24 protein-coding genes and 2 pseudogenes are annotated in these 16822 nt (G+C 66.8%); 15 read left to right on the top strand and 11 right to left on the bottom strand.

What is annotated here, in order from left to right; genetic code table 11:
- Window positions 1-3: 3 nt before the first annotated feature.
- Both ON20_RS38330 and ON20_RS31125 read right to left on the bottom strand, forming a co-directional pair.
- Complete coding sequence (locus ON20_RS38330; RefSeq protein WP_218002722.1) at window positions 4-384, bottom strand: transposase; 381 nt, start codon at window positions 382-384, stop codon at window positions 4-6.
- On the bottom strand, window positions 369-1226 hold the full coding sequence (locus tag ON20_RS31125; RefSeq protein ID WP_218002721.1) for an IS110 family transposase: 858 nt from the start codon (window positions 1224-1226) through the stop codon (window positions 369-371). The genes ON20_RS38330 and ON20_RS31125 overlap by 16 nt, the downstream gene beginning before the upstream one ends.
- Before the next feature lie 224 nt (window positions 1227-1450).
- On the opposite strand from ON20_RS31125, the gene ON20_RS37150 reads away from it, so the two are divergent.
- From ON20_RS37150 to ON20_RS37140, 3 genes are all read left to right on the top strand, one after another.
- Entirely contained in the window at window positions 1451-1627 is a 177-nt protein-coding gene (locus ON20_RS37150) for a hypothetical protein (RefSeq protein ID WP_157229155.1), read from the top strand.
- A gap of 154 nt (window positions 1628-1781) precedes the next feature.
- A complete protein-coding gene (locus tag ON20_RS37145) occupies window positions 1782-1931 on the top strand; it encodes a hypothetical protein (protein ID WP_169332411.1) in 150 nt (49 codons plus the stop codon).
- Between the two features lie 41 nt (window positions 1932-1972).
- A complete protein-coding gene (locus tag ON20_RS37140) occupies window positions 1973-2170 on the top strand; it encodes a hypothetical protein (RefSeq protein WP_157229153.1) in 198 nt (65 codons plus the stop codon).
- Window positions 2171-2183: 13 nt separating this feature from the next.
- Here ON20_RS37140 and ON20_RS31120 read toward each other — a convergent pair whose 3' ends face one another.
- On the bottom strand, window positions 2184-2990 hold the full coding sequence (locus ON20_RS31120) for an aminotransferase class IV (RefSeq protein WP_040841625.1): 807 nt from the start codon (window positions 2988-2990) through the stop codon (window positions 2184-2186).
- Between the two features lie 66 nt (window positions 2991-3056).
- Between ON20_RS31120 and ON20_RS31115 the strand changes: the two genes are divergently transcribed.
- Together ON20_RS31115 and ON20_RS35405 are read left to right on the top strand one after the other, a co-directional pair.
- Entirely contained in the window at window positions 3057-3401 is a 345-nt protein-coding gene (locus ON20_RS31115; RefSeq protein WP_040841623.1) for a MerR family transcriptional regulator, read from the top strand.
- Between the two features lie 81 nt (window positions 3402-3482).
- Window positions 3483-3747, top strand: a pseudogene (locus ON20_RS35405) (ferredoxin).
- On the opposite strand, the gene ON20_RS31110 reads toward ON20_RS35405, so the two are convergent.
- On the bottom strand, window positions 3744-4253 hold the full coding sequence (locus tag ON20_RS31110; RefSeq protein WP_040841694.1) for a methyltransferase family protein: 510 nt from the start codon (window positions 4251-4253) through the stop codon (window positions 3744-3746). The pseudogene ON20_RS35405 and the gene ON20_RS31110 sit on opposite strands and share 4 nt — an antisense overlap.
- A gap of 124 nt (window positions 4254-4377) precedes the next feature.
- Between ON20_RS31110 and ON20_RS31105 the strand changes: the two genes are divergently transcribed.
- From ON20_RS31105 to ON20_RS31085, 5 genes are all read left to right on the top strand, one after another.
- Window positions 4378-5052: a TetR/AcrR family transcriptional regulator gene (locus ON20_RS31105; RefSeq protein WP_051163688.1), complete on the top strand. Its 675-nt coding sequence runs from the start codon at window positions 4378-4380 to the stop codon at window positions 5050-5052.
- A 114-nt stretch (window positions 5053-5166) separates the two neighbouring features.
- The gene (locus ON20_RS31100; RefSeq protein WP_040841622.1) at window positions 5167-6120 is read left to right on the top strand and encodes a hypothetical protein; all 954 of its coding nucleotides are present in this window, start codon (window positions 5167-5169) and stop codon (window positions 6118-6120) included.
- A gap of 377 nt (window positions 6121-6497) precedes the next feature.
- Complete coding sequence (gene tsaA / locus ON20_RS31095; RefSeq protein ID WP_040841620.1) at window positions 6498-6902, top strand: tRNA (N6-threonylcarbamoyladenosine(37)-N6)-methyltransferase TrmO; 405 nt, start codon at window positions 6498-6500, stop codon at window positions 6900-6902.
- 244 nt (window positions 6903-7146) lie between these two features.
- Entirely contained in the window at window positions 7147-8619 is a 1473-nt protein-coding gene (locus ON20_RS31090; protein ID WP_040841690.1) for an NAD-dependent succinate-semialdehyde dehydrogenase, read from the top strand.
- The gene (locus tag ON20_RS31085) at window positions 8616-9698 is read left to right on the top strand and encodes a tartrate dehydrogenase (protein WP_040841619.1); all 1083 of its coding nucleotides are present in this window, start codon (window positions 8616-8618) and stop codon (window positions 9696-9698) included. Before ON20_RS31090 ends, ON20_RS31085 begins: the two co-directional genes overlap by 4 nt.
- A gap of 75 nt (window positions 9699-9773) precedes the next feature.
- On the opposite strand, the gene ON20_RS31080 is transcribed toward ON20_RS31085, so the two are convergent.
- A complete protein-coding gene (locus ON20_RS31080; protein ID WP_040841618.1) occupies window positions 9774-10016 on the bottom strand; it encodes a hypothetical protein in 243 nt (80 codons plus the stop codon).
- Between the two features lie 25 nt (window positions 10017-10041).
- Between ON20_RS31080 and ON20_RS31075 the strand changes: the two genes are divergently transcribed.
- From ON20_RS31075 to ON20_RS41205, 3 genes and pseudogenes are all read left to right on the top strand, one after another.
- Window positions 10042-10464 (top strand): hypothetical protein, encoded by a 423-nt coding sequence (locus ON20_RS31075; protein ID WP_051163687.1) that lies wholly within the window; start codon window positions 10042-10044, stop codon window positions 10462-10464.
- A 71-nt stretch (window positions 10465-10535) separates the two neighbouring features.
- A complete protein-coding gene (locus tag ON20_RS31070; protein ID WP_040841617.1) occupies window positions 10536-11027 on the top strand; it encodes a GNAT family N-acetyltransferase in 492 nt (163 codons plus the stop codon).
- A gap of 173 nt (window positions 11028-11200) precedes the next feature.
- Window positions 11201-11311, top strand: a pseudogene (locus ON20_RS41205) (FAD-dependent monooxygenase); the annotation flags it as partial.
- Window positions 11312-11476: 165 nt separating this feature from the next.
- Here ON20_RS41205 and ON20_RS31065 read toward each other — a convergent pair.
- The 4 genes from ON20_RS31065 to ON20_RS31050 form a co-directional block, all read right to left on the bottom strand.
- A complete protein-coding gene (locus tag ON20_RS31065; RefSeq protein ID WP_051163686.1) occupies window positions 11477-11680 on the bottom strand; it encodes a Rossmann-fold NAD(P)-binding domain-containing protein in 204 nt (67 codons plus the stop codon).
- Between the two features lie 90 nt (window positions 11681-11770).
- Window positions 11771-13057 carry an ArsB/NhaD family transporter gene (locus tag ON20_RS31060; protein WP_040841616.1) on the bottom strand — a complete coding sequence of 429 codons (1287 nt, stop codon included), beginning with the start codon at window positions 13055-13057 and terminating at the stop codon, window positions 11771-11773.
- 16 nt (window positions 13058-13073) lie between these two features.
- Complete coding sequence (locus ON20_RS31055) at window positions 13074-13577, bottom strand: CBS domain-containing protein (RefSeq protein WP_245547594.1); 504 nt, start codon at window positions 13575-13577, stop codon at window positions 13074-13076.
- Window positions 13574-13849, bottom strand: a complete 276-nt coding sequence (locus ON20_RS31050) for a cation:proton antiporter regulatory subunit (RefSeq protein ID WP_040841615.1) — start codon at window positions 13847-13849, stop codon at window positions 13574-13576. Before ON20_RS31050 ends, ON20_RS31055 begins: the two co-directional genes overlap by 4 nt.
- Before the next feature lie 180 nt (window positions 13850-14029).
- Between ON20_RS31050 and ON20_RS31045 the strand changes: the two genes are divergently transcribed.
- Together ON20_RS31045 and ON20_RS31040 are read left to right on the top strand one after the other, a co-directional pair.
- Complete coding sequence (locus ON20_RS31045) at window positions 14030-15043, top strand: sensor histidine kinase (RefSeq protein WP_051163685.1); 1014 nt, start codon at window positions 14030-14032, stop codon at window positions 15041-15043.
- Entirely contained in the window at window positions 15040-15702 is a 663-nt protein-coding gene (locus tag ON20_RS31040) for a response regulator (RefSeq protein ID WP_040841614.1), read from the top strand. The genes ON20_RS31045 and ON20_RS31040 overlap by 4 nt, the downstream gene beginning before the upstream one ends.
- Window positions 15703-15798: 96 nt before the next feature.
- Here the strand turns inward: ON20_RS31040 and ON20_RS31035 are convergent, their stop codons facing one another.
- Together ON20_RS31035 and ON20_RS41200 are read right to left on the bottom strand one after the other, a co-directional pair.
- Complete coding sequence (locus ON20_RS31035) at window positions 15799-16359, bottom strand: site-specific integrase (RefSeq protein ID WP_051163684.1); 561 nt, start codon at window positions 16357-16359, stop codon at window positions 15799-15801.
- A gap of 206 nt (window positions 16360-16565) precedes the next feature.
- Window positions 16566-16688 (bottom strand): hypothetical protein, encoded by a 123-nt coding sequence (locus ON20_RS41200; RefSeq protein WP_438803460.1) that lies wholly within the window; start codon window positions 16686-16688, stop codon window positions 16566-16568.
- Window positions 16689-16822: the final 134 nt, after the last annotated feature.

The raw sequence follows: 16822 nt of genomic DNA, 5'->3' as shown, positions 1-16822 counted from the left end.
TTGTCAAGCCGCCTCGGTGTGAGTGTGGGACGGGGCGGTGCGGTTCGGGTTGTAGGGCTGCCGGTTGCGGAGGATGGCGTGCAGGACGTTGACGCGGCGGCGGGCCAGGGCGAGCACGGCCTGGTGGTGATTTTTGCCTTCGGTGCGTTTGCGCCGGTAGTAGGCGTGGCTGGTGTCGTCGTATCTGACGGCGCTGAACGCCGATTGGTAGAACACCCGTTTGAGTGCCTTGTTTCCGGCTGTGGAGCGCTGGAGGTAGCGGGATTTGCCGGATTGTTTGAGCACCGGTGCCAGTCCGGCGACCGAGGCAAGCCGGTCGGGGCTCGGGAATCGGTCGATGCCGCCGGTGATGGCCAGGAATTCTGCCGTCAACGTCGCCCCCATCCCCGGCAGGCTGCGGATGAGGGCCGCGTCAGGGTGTGTGTGTGCAGCAGGGCCTCGATACGTTCGTCGATGCGGATCAGCTGGTCGCGGCCGTGCAGCGCTTCGCCGGCCAACTCGCCGATCAACTCGGCGGCCATCGCTTCGCCGGGTACCGTGATCTGCTGGTCGCGAGCGGAGTCCACCACCGCGGTGGCGAGAGCCTCCAGCCTGGTGTGTGCGACGTAGGGCACCTTGCTCAGGTGTTTGAGTATGCGGCGCCGGCCGGCGGTGCGGATCTGGGTCGGGGTCACGTAGCGGGTCAGCAGGTGCAGTCCGGTTTTGGTGGTGACATTGACGACCCGGTCGAGCCCGGGGTGGATGCTGGTCAGCAGGTCCCGGATACGGTTGGCGCGGCGGGTCTGGTCCTCGACGAGTTCACGCCGCCGAACCGTCAGCAGCCGCAGCTCGACATCGATGTCTCGGTCGGGCAGCACCGGCCGCAGATTGTCGTGCATCCGCACCTGGTCGGCGATCACGGCGGCGTCTTTGGGATCGCTTTTGTGCTCGCCGCCGACCGTGCCGCGCCGGGCCCGGTTCACCGCCAGTCCGGACACATGCACCACCGTGATCTCGGCGGCAACCAGCATCGCCACCAGCAGCGACGCGATCCCACCCAACACATCGACACCGACGGTCACCGGTCCGTGTCCGTTTGCGGCGGAACTGATTTCGTCGATCGGATCACCGATATCGGCCGGAGTGTTGTCGACCTTGTGACTGGCGATCACCTTCCCGGTCTCGGCCACCTTGACAGCTGCCCAGTGCACCTCCTTGGCCACATCGATACCAACAGCTACAGACACAGGCTCATCCTTTCTTCCCGGCTGTGTTCACTGCGTGCGCGTGCGGGCCGCTTCCCGCCGACATGGCCCTACACAGCGATCCGATGCCGCAGTCTCCAATCAGCGGTCGGGAAGAAGCAGCAGGTCAGGGGGCCGAGCCAATTTGGCCATCAACGGCAGCCACACGAAAACCATCCCTGCCCTGCTCGCACACTCCAGATCATTCCGGAAGACCAGGAGGCACAGTGGGAAATGTAGGGCCCCACGAAGCACCAGACGAACCGTTCACCAGGTACGAGGCCCACGCAGCCATGCAGGCCCATATCGACTGCGACACCTTGTCCTGCGCCCGTAAACGCGCCGCCTGGACAACCCTTGTCGACACCGGCCAGATCACCCCGGACCCGGGCAGGACACTATGACCCCCGTCGAGTCGGCCAACCGGTGGCGAACCGACGAGCGTTACGTTCCCATCACCTCGGCCGGTAGCGACCACACACGCCTCGTGCCCGGCTTTCCCGCGGCACCCGGCTGCCGTCGCTTCCTCGACGGATCGACATATGTATCGGCGGCGATGTGATGGCACTACCCCAGCGGATACGGTTCGCCCAATGGCCCGCGTTCGGCGAACCGCTGCTCGAGCATGTCCCCGACATCGAGATCCTGGAGAAGATCGCGCACCGACTGCGATCCCTCGACGACCCGGACACCGACAAGGACCGGTGACCCCACCGCCTACACCACTCGGACACCCACCGGAGCCACAGTTGACCGATAACCCTCGCATCCGCGGGCTGTTGATCTTCTCCGGCGGCACCATCGCCTACCTCGGCGACGACGGTTTCCCCATCGACCTCGCCGAGCTACACGGCGGGCTCCCCACCGACGGCGAGCAGAGCACGCTCGAACGGTTGATGACCGACGCCCCACCGGCCGAGGCCGATGACACCGAGAGCGAGCGGTGAACCGGCGGCGTCACTACGGTCGGACAAGCGGTTCGGCCGCGTATGCGTCGTGCAGAACGCCGACAAGGTCGGGCCGCACCGGCATCGATGTGTCGGCGATGCGGTGTACTGCTATGCCCGGTGTCCAGGAGTTCATGACCACCGCCGCGTCCAACCGGCTTGCTGCGGCCGTGGTGAGGGGGCGGATGTCCTGCGGCACGCCGAGCTCGGCCAGCCGGCGTCGAACGATGCCCATGGTGGTGCCGGTGAGGGTTTCGGCATCGGGCCGGACGACGGTGTCGCCGTCGAAGAATGCCAGGTTCCAGATGGATGCTTCGGTGAGCATGCCGCGGCGGTCTGTGAATGCGGCATCGCCGAACCCGGCGGCGCGGGCACGGCGCATGAAGAAGGTCTTGGCGCCCTCGCCGACATGCTTGATGTCGGGCATGAACCGCTCGTGTTCGAAGACCGCCAATGCCAATGGTCCGGTCGGTCCGGCGGAGGGAGGTCCGGTTCGTACCAGTGTGCGCAGAGACGGCGGCCGATCGTGGTTGGTGAATTCGCCGTTCGAATCGAAGATCGTCACCGTCAACGACAGATCCAACGGTGATGACGACAATGCACTCCGCAGATGGTCTCGAACCTGCTCGGTGGGCGCCTCCGCACCGAAGAGCTTCCGCGAGGCCGAACGCAGCCGATCGAAGTGCAGATCGAGGCCACGAATTCCGCCCTCGCGGACCTGCATCGCCGTGAAGTGCGCGAATCCGGCGAACGCGATTCCGGAAAGCGTGTCCGGGGCGGCCGGTGCGCCGTCCACCAGAGTCGTATACCGAGCAGTCATGTTCCCGAACGTAAACTGTGACACCGATGTCAATGCCAAACCGAAGTCGCTGCCGGGAGTAAGACGATGCAGATCGGTGAGTTGTCGAAACGAACAGAGGTCTCTCCTCGGCTGCTGCGCTATTACGAGGAACAGGGCCTCCTGAAGTCGACCCGCCGCTCCAACGGCTACCGCGACTACAGCGATGAAGCCGTCGATGTGGTCCGTAGAATCCGGCTGTTGCTCGCGGCGGGCCTGAACACCGAATCGATCAGATCCCTGCTGTCCTGCGTTCATGGCGACGAACCCCGCGTCGAACTCTGCGCAGAGGTCGACAGCATCCTTCGCCACGAAGTGCAGGCGATCGACGCCGAGGTCGACCGTCTCACCCGGCAGCGCGAGACACTACTGGGGCTTCTGCGCGCGCAATGAACAGCTCCCGGTTTCCGGGACCGGCGACGGGGACATGAGCGAGGCGCCCGCGTCCGAAGACGCCGGGATGGAGACACGCTCATGAGAATTCGGCTGGACCGCACGCTCTGCGACGGATTCGGGATTGCACCGAACACACCCCGAACCATTTCCCGCTCGACGACGGGGCTATGCGTCCCTCACCGGCGACGCCACGGTGGAGCCCGCCGACCGGGACACGGTCATCCGGGCGTTGCTGGACTGTCCGGCGCACGCCGGCACCGGACTGCCGGAATCCGGATCGGCGGCCGCCGCGACACCTGATGTGGTCCGAGCCAGGGCCGCTATCGCCGACATCCCCACCTAGAACGTCGGCGTCCACGGCGTCGGGCGTGGGACCCAGCGGGGAACGTGCGCCCGGTATGCGGAGTACTGATCCCTGAACCTGTCTGCCAGCCGGCGCTCCTCCTTGTGTGGCACGAATGTCACCACGACCGTGGCGAAAATGGCGAACCACGCCAGGATCGCCCAGGACCGGAAGAGCAAAACCTCGCCGGCAAGGATTGAGAAGACCCCTGCGTACATCGGGTTGCGCACGTGCCGGTACGGCCCTTCGACGACCAGCCTGGTCGGCGCGTCGAAGGGTGCGAGGGTCCCCTTCCCGTGCCGCGCGAACAACGCGACCGTCCATACGAACAGGCCGAGTCCGAGCGCGATCAGCAGTACCCCCGCGCCGATCGCGGACGCCCGCACAGCCGTCGGCAGGTTCCCGAGTCCGGCACTCGCACCGTTCGCACACAGGATCAGGGCCGGAACCACCACTGTGACCATGCCGGGAAAGGGCGCGATCGCCCTGATTTGGCGCCAGATCATTATCGACACCTCCCATCCGAGCGGAGTAATTCGTCCGATTGTCAGCCTAACGCAAGAAACGGATGATTTCCTCCGCTTACTTCGAGGGAGGATGTGGTGACGTACGAAATCCCGAGGAGATGAGATGCGCAGCGATGCCGTCCGCAACCGTGACCGGATACTCCAGGTCGGACGCGAGCTGTTCCTGGCGCGCGGCAGCCAGGTTCCGATGGAGGAGATCGCCGAGGCGGCCGGGGTGGGGGTCGGCACGCTCTACCGGCACTTCCCCGACCGGTTCGCCCTACTGAAAGCCGTCGCGATCCGGAACATGGGCCGCGTCGTGGCCGAGGTCGAGGCGGCGATGGCCGAGGAGCCGGACGGTCGTCGATGCCTGGCCAGAGTGCTCCGGCGGATATACGAACTGCGACTCGGCGACCCGGTGCCGATCCTGCTACCACACCTGCTCGAGGGAGCGCGTGATGATACGGAGTTCCAGGAGGCACGCCGGCATGCCGCCCGTGCCGTCGGGACGACGCTCGACCGGGCCAAGGCCGAAGGTGCCGTACGACCCGACCTGACGGTCGCGGATCTGCTCACACTCGCAACCGCTCGGCCGCAGCCGACCGCGATACTGAGCGGACCCGCCGCCGAACGCCTGAACGCACGCTATCTCCAGATCGTCCTCGACGGGCTGCGGCCGCACGCCGAATCCGAATCCATGGCACCCGCCGTGAGCGAGGCCGAGCTGGAGGCACATTTCACGGGAGCCGACCCGGAATCCCGGCAGTCAGAAGCCTTGCGCCGCAACAAGACGCTGTGACGAGCCACGGCTTGCAGAGGCGATCATCACCCGCACCCGGAGGCGGCGAGGGTTTCCGGTGGCCGCACGATTTATGTGATCGTCGGACCGCTCATACCGCTGTAGGGTCACGACGTGCTCCCCTTCGTCTACGAGGTGACCAAGTACGATCCGGCCGATCGTGACAAGCGCGGCTTCTATCGTGGCACCGAGGACAGTGTCAGTGACCACGGCGACGTGGAGGCGGCCTATCTCGCCGCCGCACGGAGCTTCGCGGAGGACACCGCGGTAACTCGACTCACGATTCGCGACCCCGAACTCGCAGGCCCGATCAACTTCGGCCTGGAAGCACCGATCGACGGCCACGGGTTGCGCGCGGTGTTCCCGCCGGATCTCGCCGGCTATCACGACGGCGCGTGGATCCCGCTCGACACGGGCCTCGAACTCGTGCGCACCATGCTGCGGGACAACGGTGCCTGGTGCCGATTGGAGGTGGAGGAAAGGTTCTTCGTCCATATCGGATACGACCAGTACATGTACATCGGCAGTGACCGATCCTGCGCTCGAGCGGTGGCGCGCACCAGTGCGCTCGGATTGTTCCAGCGCCGGCGCGAGATCTCACCGTACGACCCGTCTCTCGACGAGCCGGGCGAGCAGCGCCCCGCCGACAGTGCGTTCTGGGCCGAAGCGACCGACCTCGTCACCCGACGCGGATCGGTGCTACTGCAAGAGGTCTACGTCGCCAACGCCGCCCGCTGGCATCGCCTCGAAGCAGACACCATCGGTGCTGTCCGCGCCGGACTCACACCACGCGCCCGACTGTACGTATGGCCGGAGCTGTCCACCGACCTGGCGGCCGTCCTCGAAACACTTCCCCGGGAAGAGTCACTCGAACTCGTTTGGGAAGACCACGAGGGGCACATCACCGACCTCTGGATCAGCGAGGAAGACCACCCCCAACTGCCCGTGCGACTGGCGCGAGCTCGAGCGGCAATGGTCCTCCCGATGACGAGCGATGAGCAGAGCCCCCTGCTCGGGGGTGTGTTACCTGATGCCGACGGGGTCCTGCGCGCCCGCTGGTCCCTATGACCTCTTACCCACCGGAACGCCCCCGCCCATACCGGAAGCCCTGTGCGACGGCGTGCGGGCTCCGATGATCTCGGCGTCGAGCTCGGCAAACGGTTCGCCAACGTGCGGCCGGCAATCACGCTGTCATTGCCGACGACCCCAGTACAGCGGCACCGGTCGGTTCAACGGCCGTGGCTACCGAGTCGACGCCCATACCAAGGAGCCGGCGGCCGTCGGCGAACCCGGCGCTATCGAGCGTGCGGCGAGTCGATCGGCCCGCGGTCTGCGCCTGAGAACTCGATGGGCCCGGAACCATGCCAAGATCTTCACCACCAGGACCCACCGACCCGACGCATGGAGCGCACGGCAGGGACCGAAGAGAAAGAGAATCGCACATCGTGACGAATTACCTGCTGTACCCGATCGGACATGTCGAATCCGAGCTCACCGATCTCGGTACGGCACCGCGGCAGCCCGACGAAGGAGCCCCGGAGGCCTGGCTGGTTCTCGACGACCGCTATACCCGGGCACTGGACGGCATCACTTCCGGCATGGAACTCATATTGCTCACCTGGCTCGACCGCGCCGACCGCGACACCCTCATGATCCACCCACGCGGCGACGCGACCCGCGCGCTCACCGGGGTTTTCGCCACCCGGGCACCACATCGGCCCAACCCCATCGGCCTGCACCATATCCACGTCCTCGCCATCAGCGGAGCCCGCGTCCACGTCCGCAATCTCGAAGCCCTGAACGGCACCCCTATCCTCGATCTCAAACCTCTCCTCACTCCGAACCGGTGACCGGTCCTTCGATTACCGGCCTGCACGTGCCGCCCCGGCCGGGCCACGAAGTTGTGTGGGCTCTGCGCCACCGCACCTGCCTCTGACCCCCTCTGGCGTGGGCCGTGAGTACCACCGGAGACCATATGCGCCGGAGCCACGGGAGTTGACGACTACTCGACCGCCACAGCTATTGTAGGATTGTCGACAATATGCACGGTATGCGGTGAAACAGCTGATACCGACCGCCGCAGGAGGAATCGTCATGCTCACCGAAACCGCGCTCACACAGACCGAGTTGACCGCTGTCGCCAGTGTGCCCACGGGGCTTTACATCGACGGTCGGTGGCGCGCGGCGGCGAAAACCATGCCGGTGGTGGATCCGGCCACCGGGCAGCCGCTGTGCGAGGTGGCCGACGCGGGGCCGGACGACGGATTGGCCGCTCTCGAGGCGGCAGCGACCGCCCAGGACAACTGGGCGCGCACGCCGCCGCGTGAGCGCAGCGACATCCTGATGCGCGCGCATCGGATGCTGCTCGCCGACGCCGACCGGCTGGCGTTGATCGCAACCTTGGAGATGGGCAAACCGCTGGCCGAGGCACGGGGTGAGATCGCCTATGCCGCGGAGTTCTTCCGCTGGTTCGCCGAGGAGGCCGTACGCCTCGACGGCGGATACATGACCGCGCCGGGGGGAGGATCCCGGTTCCTGGTGACGCGGCAGCCGGTGGGCCCGAGCCTGCTGATCACCCCGTGGAACTTCCCGATGGCGATGGGCACCCGCAAGATCGGACCGGCACTGGCCGCCGGGTGTACCTGTGTGGTGAAGCCCGCCGAGCAGACACCACTGTGCACGCTGGCGCTGGCCGAGATCCTGCATGAGGCAGGAGTACCGGCGGGTGTGGTGAACGTCGTCACCACCTCCGACCCGGGCGCGCTGATGACCCCCGTGATCCTCGACGAGCGCTCGCGCAAACTGTCGTTCACCGGGTCCACGGCCGTCGGCAAGAAGCTGCTGGAACAGTGCGCGAGGACGGTTATGCGCACCTCCATGGAGCTGGGTGGCAACGCCCCGTTCCTCGTCTTCGACGACGCCGACCTCGACGCGGCCGTGGAGGGCGCGCTGGCAGCGAAGATGCGCAATATCGGGCAGGCGTGCACGGCGGCCAACCGGATCTTCGTGCAGCGCGGTGTGCTCGACGATTTCGCCGAACGGCTCACGGCGCGCATGGGAGCGCTGCCCCTGGGCCGAGGCACCGAACCGGGCGTCGTCGTGGGCCCGCTGATCGATGCGGATGCCGTGACGAAGGTGACCCACCTGGTGGCCGACGCCCGGGCGCGCGGGGCACGAGTGCTACTCGGCGGCGAGCCCATCGAGGGGCCCGGGAACTTCTATCCCGCGACAGTCCTCGTCGATGTGCCGGATGACGCGCGGATGTGCCGCACCGAGATCTTCGGCCCGGTCGCCTGTCTCACCGCCTTCGACACCGAGGACGAGGCCGTGACGCGCGCCAACGACACCCCCTATGGCCTGGTGGGCTATGTATTCACCGAAAGCCTGCGGCGCGGGCTGCGCGTGTGTGAGGCGCTCGAAACCGGCATGGTTGGGCTGAATCAGGGGGTGGTGTCCAACCCGGCCGCGCCGTTCGGGGGCGTCAAGGAATCCGGGCTCGGCCGCGAAGGCGGGCTCGCCGGCATCGACGAGTTCCTGGAAACCAAGTACATCGGAGTACGGCTGTGAGCACCTACCGCATAGCGACCATTCCCGGCGACGGCATCGGCGTCGATGTGACCGCCGAGGCGGTCACAGTGCTCGACGCGGTGCTAGCGGGTATCGAGTGGACCGAATTCGACTGGTCCTGCGAGCAGTACCTGCGCACCGGGACGATGATGCCGCCGGACGGAGCCGAACGGCTCGCCGGATTCGACGCGATCCTACTGGGCGCCGTGGGCTTTCCGGGTGTGCCCGACCATATCTCGCTGTGGGGTCTGTTGATTCCGCTACGGCGGGCGTTCGGCCAATACGTGAACCTGCGGCCGGTGCGGCTGCTGCCCGGCATCGAATCCGCGCTGCGCGGCCGCACAGCCGACGACCTCGACATTCTCATCGTGCGGGAGAACTCCGAGGGTGAATACTCCGAGATCGGCGGCATCCACAACCCGGGGCGGCCCGAGGAGTTCGTACTGCAGGAGTCGGTATTCACCCGGGCAGGCTGCGAGCGCATCATCCGCTACGCGTTCGAGCGGGCCCGGGAGCGCACCGGGCGGCTGTGCTCGGCCACCAAATCGAACGGCCTCATCCACTCGATGCCGTACTGGGACAGTGTCTTCGACCGGATAGCCGCCGACTACCCCGATGTGCGGACACGGCAGATGCACGTGGACGCGCTGGCCGCCGAGATCGTGCTGCACCCCGACCGGCTCGACGTGATCGTCGGTTCGAACCTGTTCGGCGATATCCTCTCCGACCTCGCCGCCGCCGTCACCGGTGGCCTCGGTCTCGCCCCTTCCGGCAATATCAACCCGCAGCGTGACGCCCCCTCGATGTTCGAGGCCGTGCACGGCAGCGCCCCCGATATCGCCGGCCAGGGCATCGCCAATCCCGTCGCCCAAATCCTCGCCGCCGCGATGATGCTCGAACATCTCGGCGAGTCCGACGCCGCCGCCGCGGTCGACCGCGCCGTCTGCGAGGTCCTCGCCGAAGGCGATATCCGCACTCCCGACCTCGGTGGCACCGGCACCACCGCCGAGCTCGGCACCGCCATCGCCGAACGCGCCACCGAACTCGCCGGCGGCAGAGGGGGTACGGCACTACGGTAGCGGGAACCCGACCGACTCCCGCACCGAGTACCCGGCCCGAAGGCGCCGCTCGGCACCGCGGCATCGTGTTCGTGCTCAGCCGCGCCCGGTCCTGCTCAGTTCGCCGAACAGTGCCCAGGTTCGTTCTTCGCCGCGCCGCGATCCCGACGCGGTGAGGCCGAAGATCAACTCGTCGACACCCGCCTCGGCATAGCGGGCCACCCCCTCGGCCATGACCTCCTCGTCACCGATGAGGGCCAGGTCCACCGGGTCGGACACGTTCTCTCGGTCCAGCAGCGCTCGATACGTCGGCACCGCGCCGTCGGCGAGTTCGGCCACGACGCGCAGGGTCAGCGGACCAGAGGTGGCCGGCAGTACCGGCGTGGTGCGGGACCGGGCACGTGGGCAGACTCCCTTGGCCGCACTGCACGCCGCGTTCCGAACCGGTCTGGACAACCGCGAACCCGACACCGGTCTATGCGAGCTACCCGAGGTGCTGGACTGCTACCGGTTGGTGCCGGACACGCCGACACTGAACGCGCGGCTGTCCCAATTCCTCACCGGTGGCGAGAGGTCGCTCGCCGAAGCACTCGGCCCGTCGGGGGATCTGGACGCGCGACCGGCGCCCGGGGCCATCATCGTGGTGCGGCGCAACCTCAGCGAGGCCAACCGGCGCGAACCGGTCGCCGGACGCAGTGCGGCACAGCGCTACCCGATCGCCGTCGCCGAGGCCGAACGCGCCTTCGATCTGCCGGCCAATGGTTTTCGCGATGGGCCCCGACCGTGAGCACGGCAGGTCATGGCAAGAGTGATAAATCGGTTGCCCGCAGGTCGCTTCCATTGGGAGAGTCGGGCGCTATGACCGCGCAGCCACCTTCCGTGACCCTCGTCCCGCTGACCACCGACAACCTGCCGTCGCTGCTCGAGGCAGCGGTAGCGGACGCCGATCCGCTCGAGGTGATGCCGGCCGTCGCGGGCCCACCGGGATGGACACCCGAACGCCGCCGGGCGTTCGTGGAATTCCATCGTGGCCGCGCCCTTCACCCCACTCGACCGATCGAGCACACGTACCTCATCACCGACGATGGCCGAGTCGTCGGCGCCGCTCGACTGCAACCCGACGGCGACGCCGTGGAAGCGGGTATATGGATCGGCCGTTCCCACCGCGGCCGAGGTATCGGCACAGTCGTCGCCGGGCAGCTGCGAGATATCGCCGCCCGCCTGGGCGCCCATCGCCTCACGGCCGTGACGACGGCCGACAACGCAGCGGCGCAACGGCTCGTCCACGCCGGTGCCCACCACACCCTGACCGAAGGCGACGAAGTGACCGGCACTACCGAACTTCGCTGAACACACGCGCGCCGTGGGCTCGGTGTCGCGCTCTCGGTTGACGGCCTCCCTGCCGTGAACGACCGGATTCCTCCCACGGCACGGTGCGCCGCTCCGGTGGGTTCCTGTGTAGCGGTTCGCAGGGCCTCGGCGGCGGGGCCGGGTGGGCCGGACCGCCGTGACCGACATCGAACGTGACCTTATTCGGCGGCGCGATCCACGCCATGAGTCCGGCCGCCGGATCGGGCGCGAACGCCGCGTTACGCGATGCGGAAGCCCTCGCCGGCGCATTGACCGAGGTGACCCGCTCTTGGAGGCGGTGCGCGACTACGAGCGGGCAATGGTCGAGGAGGGCTTCCGCCTGGTGCGGCTCTCGGCGGCGAATGAAATACGAACACTCGGAGCCGACCCGCTGCCTACCCGACCCACGATTCAGTGGTCCGGGAGCGGGAGTCACCGTGATACCGGAGTCACCACGGCACGCTGCCGGCGGCGTCGATGAAGGTCCCCGACGGCGCCGAATCGGGCAGGGTCGCCGCCCGGTGGATCACCTCGGCCGCCGACTCCGGGGACGTGGGCGCATTTTCACGGTTGCCCGGCGCGAGATCGGTCTGCACCCAGCCGGGGCAGATGGAGGTGACCTTGATCGGGGTGTCGGCGAGAGCCTTCGCCAAACGGAGCGGTTCCTTTCATGAAGTGCGGTTCTACGCCATCCATCACAACAAGGCCCGACGGCGGAATCCGGCGCGAATCGGACGTCGCGTTCAGAAATACCGAAACAGGATGTAGAGCCAGGCGAGCAGGGTGGACAGGACCGTGACGACGATGCCGTATTTCGTGAACTGCCAGAACGTGACCGGATGACCCGCGCGACGGGCGATTCCGAGTGCCACGACATTCGCCCCGGCGGCCACCGCGGTGCCGTTGCCGGAGAAGTCGGCGCCGAAGGCGAACGACCACCACAGCGCCTGGCCGGTCGTGGGATCCGGGGTCTGGGCGACGAGTTCCTCGACGACGGGCGCCATGGTCGTCGTATAGGGGATGTTGTCGATGAAAGCGGCGACCACCGCCGAGCCGAACACCAGTACGGCCGAGGTGAGCAGCGGACTGTCACCGAACGCGCGCACCGCGGCACCGCCGATGCGGTCGATGACCCCGGTGTGCACGAGGCCCGCGACCATGACGAACAGGCCCATGAAGAAGACCAGGGTGTTCCATTCGACTTCGCGCAGCACCTCTCCGACGTCCAGGTCGGACACCAACAGCATGGCCCCCGCGCCGAGGAGGGCGACGACGGACGGGGCGATGTGCAGTACGGTGTGGAACGCGAAGCCGATCACGACGGCGGTCAGGATGAGCAGGGAGCGGGTGAGCAGGCGCGGGTCGGTGATGGCGCGGCGTTCCTGGAGAGCCATGACGGTGTCGATATATTCGGCGTCGCCGCGCAGGTGCCGTCGGAACAGCAGCCGCGTGAACACCACGAACAGCACGAAGATGACGGCCACCGCCGGCGCCATGTGGACGAGGAAATCGTTGAAGCTCAGGCCGGCGCGGCTGCCGATGATGATATTCGGCGGATCCCCGACGAGGGTCGCGGCTCCGCCGATATTGGCGGCGAGCACCTCGGCGATGAGAAACGGCTGCGCCGGAATACGCAGCCGGTCGCAGACGACGATGGTGACGGGCGCGACCAGCAGGATGATGGTGACATTGTCGAGGATGGGCGAGGCGACCGCCGTGATGGTCATGAGCATGACCATCAGCCGGAACGAGTTGCCTTTCGAGCGTTTGGCGGCCCAGATGGCGAGATAGTCGAACAGTCCGGTCTGTTTGACCACGCCAACGATGATCATCATGCCCAGCAACAGGAAAATGACATTCCAGTCGATGCCCGCATGGGCGTTGTAGAAGACCTCTTCGCCGGGAATCAGCCCGGTCACGGCCATCAGCGCGGCCGCAATCAGGACCGTGGCGACCTTGTTCGCGCGTTCGGTGGCGATGAACCAGAACGCGCCGACGAAAATCGTCAGCGCGGCTATCTGGCTCGTCATCACCCGTCCGGTTCGGTCAGTCGTTGTTTCCGGCGATGGCCAGGCTGATGAGCAGACGTTCGAGGGTGACGGCGCCGAGCAGGCGACGGGTGGAGTCGACGACGGCGACGAGCGGACTGTGTTTCTGTGCCATGAGGGCGGCGATTTCGAGCAGCGTGGCCTCGGGTCCGATGGTGGCCGGTGTGGTGGCCCGTTCGGGCAGGCAGTCGCCGACCGTCCAGCGGCCGGGCCCGTGCCAGAACAGTTCGGCGTGGAGTTCGTCGATGGTACGCACCAGGGCGGGATCGTCCTGGTAGGAGCTGGGGATGGCCAGGCGCAGCACCTGGGTGCCGGGCAGCACGGCGACCGGACGGCCGGCGGCGTCGACGACGATCATCCCGGGCAGGCGGTTCACCACCATCAGCCGCATGGCCTTGGCGACAGGGTCGTCGACACAAACGGTCGGGAGTTGGATCGCGATATCGCGTGCTTGCATGACAGTATCTCGGTGGGCGTGCAGGAAACGGGGGGTGATGTTCATGGGCGGCCTCGTCTGTCGAGGAGGCGATCCAGGCGCCGTTCCAGACGGGTCACCCGGTCCCGTAGCGGGGCGCTGTACAGGAGTTCGGCCACCTGGTCGGCTTCGTCGGGTTCCAGGGCGATGGTCTGGGATGGTTCATCGCGCGGCTGCCCGTCGTAGACGAACAACTGTTTGCGGTTACCGGTGGTGAACAGGGCGAAGCGCCCGCCCGCGCGGGTCCGGAAGTGGTGTAGAACGCCCCGGCCGGGAACCGTCCTGCGGTCGATGTCCATCACTCGAACTCCTCCCGCGACCTGCTCGAACCGTTGCGATCACCAGTCTGGTTCGTGGCGGGGTCACCCACTATCGGCGCGAACACCCATTTCCGGCCGGGCGCGGTGTGTAGTGACCGGCTGTCCACATGGGTGACAGACCTCATGGACACCATCGGCTCCGGCGGCCAGACTGGCAGAATGGACCGTTCCGCGAGCGGTGGCGGGCTCCTTCGGCGGCACACCCGAACACCGGCCGATATGTTGTTCCGACGGATCTTCCTGATCAACGGATCGGTATTCACCCTGGGCACGCTGGTGTTGGCTCTCTCCCCGGCGACGGTGTCCGCCCGGGTCCGGGTCGCCGAGATCCCGGTGCTGGTGGTCGGTTTGGCGGTGATCCTGGCCGCGAACGCGCTGCTGCTGCGCTCGAGCCTGGCCCCGCTGGGCGCCCTGATCGCCTCGATGCAGCGGGTGGATCCGTTGCGCCGCAGCGGACGCCTGGACAGTCCCGCCCAGGGCGATCTCGCCCATCTGATCGATACTTTCAACGCGATGGTCGACCGGCTCGAATCCGAGCGGACCACCGCCAGCGCCTCGGCTCTGGCCGCTCAGGAAGGCGAACGCCGACGTATCGCCCGGGAACTGCACGATGAGATCGGCCAAAGCCTCACCGTGGCACTGCTGTCGATGAAGCGCGCCGTCGACAAGGCTCCCGCCGAGGTGATCGACGATCTGCGCAACGCCCAGGAAACCGTGCGGTCCTGTATGGACGAGGTTCGCGGTATCGCCCGCCGGCTGCGGCCCGATATCCTCGACGATCTCGGATTGCACAGCGCCCTGAGCGAGCTGTGCAGCGAATTCGCCGCCACGGGCGGCCTCGAGATCACCCGCGATATCGACCGCACCCTGCCCCGCCTGGCCCCGAATATCGAGCTGGTCTGTTACCGCGTCGCGCAGGAGGCGCTGACCAATATCGTCCGCCATGCCCAGGCCCGCCGCGCCCGGCTCGTTCTGCGCATCGACGAGAACCGTCTCGTCCTGCGGGTGAGTGACGACGGCCGCGGCGGTGTCGTCACCGATGGGGCCGGTATCCGCGGTATGCGGGAGCGTGCGCTACTCGTCGACGCCGTCCTCGCCATCGATTCGGCACCCGGTCGGGGCACCGTCGTCGAATTGACCGTTCCGCGAAAAGGCCCACGGAGCCGACCATGAGCAGTCCGGCATCGCCCGCGCGTATCCTGTTGGCCGACGATCACACGCTGGTCCGCGCGGGACTGCGGATGATCATCGACGCCGAACCCGATCTCACCGTGGTCGCCGAGGCCGCCAACGGTTACGACGCTGTCCAACAAGTGAACGAGACCCCGATCGATCTGGTGATTCTGGATATCGCCATGCCACGGATGACGGGTATCCAGGCAGCCCGGGAAATCAACCGGGCGCATCCCGATATACGGGTGCTGATGCTGTCGATGTATGACAACGAGCAGTATTTCTTCGAATCCCTCAGGGCCGGCGCCTCCGGCTATGTACTCAAATCCGTGGCCGACCGCGATCTGCTCGAGGCGTGCCGTGCGACGTTGCGGGGAGAGCCGTTCCTCTATCCGGGTGCGGTGACCTCGCTGATCCGGGAATGGCTGCACCGCGCCCAGGCCGGCGACACGCCGCCGGACAGTGTCCTCACTCCCCGCGAGGAAGAGGTGCTCAAGCTCATCGCCGAGGGGTACTCGGCGCGGGATATCGCCGACACCCTGTACATCAGCGTCAAGACCGTTGATCGGCATCGCGCCAATATCCTGCAGAAACTGGGCCTGCGCGACCGGTTGGCGCTGACGCGCTATGCCATTCGCGTCGGCCTGATCGAACCCTGATCGCTTCCTGTACCGCCTCGGCTTCCGAGCCGATCCCGATCGAAGCGGTCACCGCACACCGCGGGCCTGGGGGTCCGGACTGGTGAGGTCGCATATTCAACTGTCGTGTGTTCTCGCCGGGGTCCATCCGTCGGGTGATCGGAACCTGGGGGCGGCGACGTAACGGCTCCAGGTGGTGGCCGCTTCGGCGGCGAGCCTGGTGGTCGTGACGTGGTGACAGCCGAGGGCGTCGGCGACGACGGGGGCAGGCATCTGCTGGATGTGCTGACGCATTGCGGAGGTTCGGCCCGCGACGTTGGCGATGCCGAGGTCTCTGAGCAGGCCACCGAGCGTGGCTGCGTGCATGGGTTGGCCGGCTCGCCGGCCCGGAAACAGCCAGCGTGAGTCGCGGTTGGTCGCTGTGTTCATGTTGGTGCGGTTATCGATCCAGGCCAGGAGCAGATCGGCGGCAGGTTGCGGGATCGGTGACGGAGGTTCTCCGAGGCGGAGCAGCACGTGGTCGCCATCGTGAACGACGTCGTCGATCGTGAGCCGGACGATGCGGCTGAGTGGCTGAGCGTAGAGCAGGACGATGATGGCGGCGGCGCGTGAACGAAGCGGCTGATCATCGTCGGTCAACACCCGTCCGATCACCGCGATGCGGTCCTCGGGCGGCATCGGTGAGCGTCTGCGGGATTCGAACGTCGGCAGGCGGAGGCGACGCAGGAGTTTGCTCTCGATGCACCAGAGCAGAAAGCATCGCAGCGCTCGTCGGCGGTGCGTGCTGTTCTCGGCATGCCAGAGATCGATCTCGGCTTGGCCGCAGATTTCGAGTGTGACTCGGCGGGGGTCTGCAGAAAACAGTGTAACTCGGTGTGGTTCGGTTACTTTCGTCCGGCGGAGAGTCGGCCTTCGAAGGTGATGTCGAAGGCGTTGAGCGCGGCTTTCCACCTGGTGACCCAGCGTTTCTGCCCGGCGCCGGTGGGGTCGAGGCTCATGATCGCCATGTAGACGCATTTCAGGGCTGCTTGGGTTCAAGAGGTCAACGCAACACCCATCATGACGAGGGGTTTTGTGTTGGGGCGCCCTGCTATATCGGTCGAGGTCCAGCGCTCGTTCTGGGCATGGATCCGTAAAGGCG

The sequence above is a fragment of the Nocardia brevicatena NBRC 12119 genome, from assembly GCF_000308495.1.
Lineage (GTDB): Bacteria > Actinomycetota > Actinomycetes > Mycobacteriales > Mycobacteriaceae > Nocardia > Nocardia brevicatena.
This window is presented reverse-complemented; position numbering and strand designations above follow the sequence as displayed.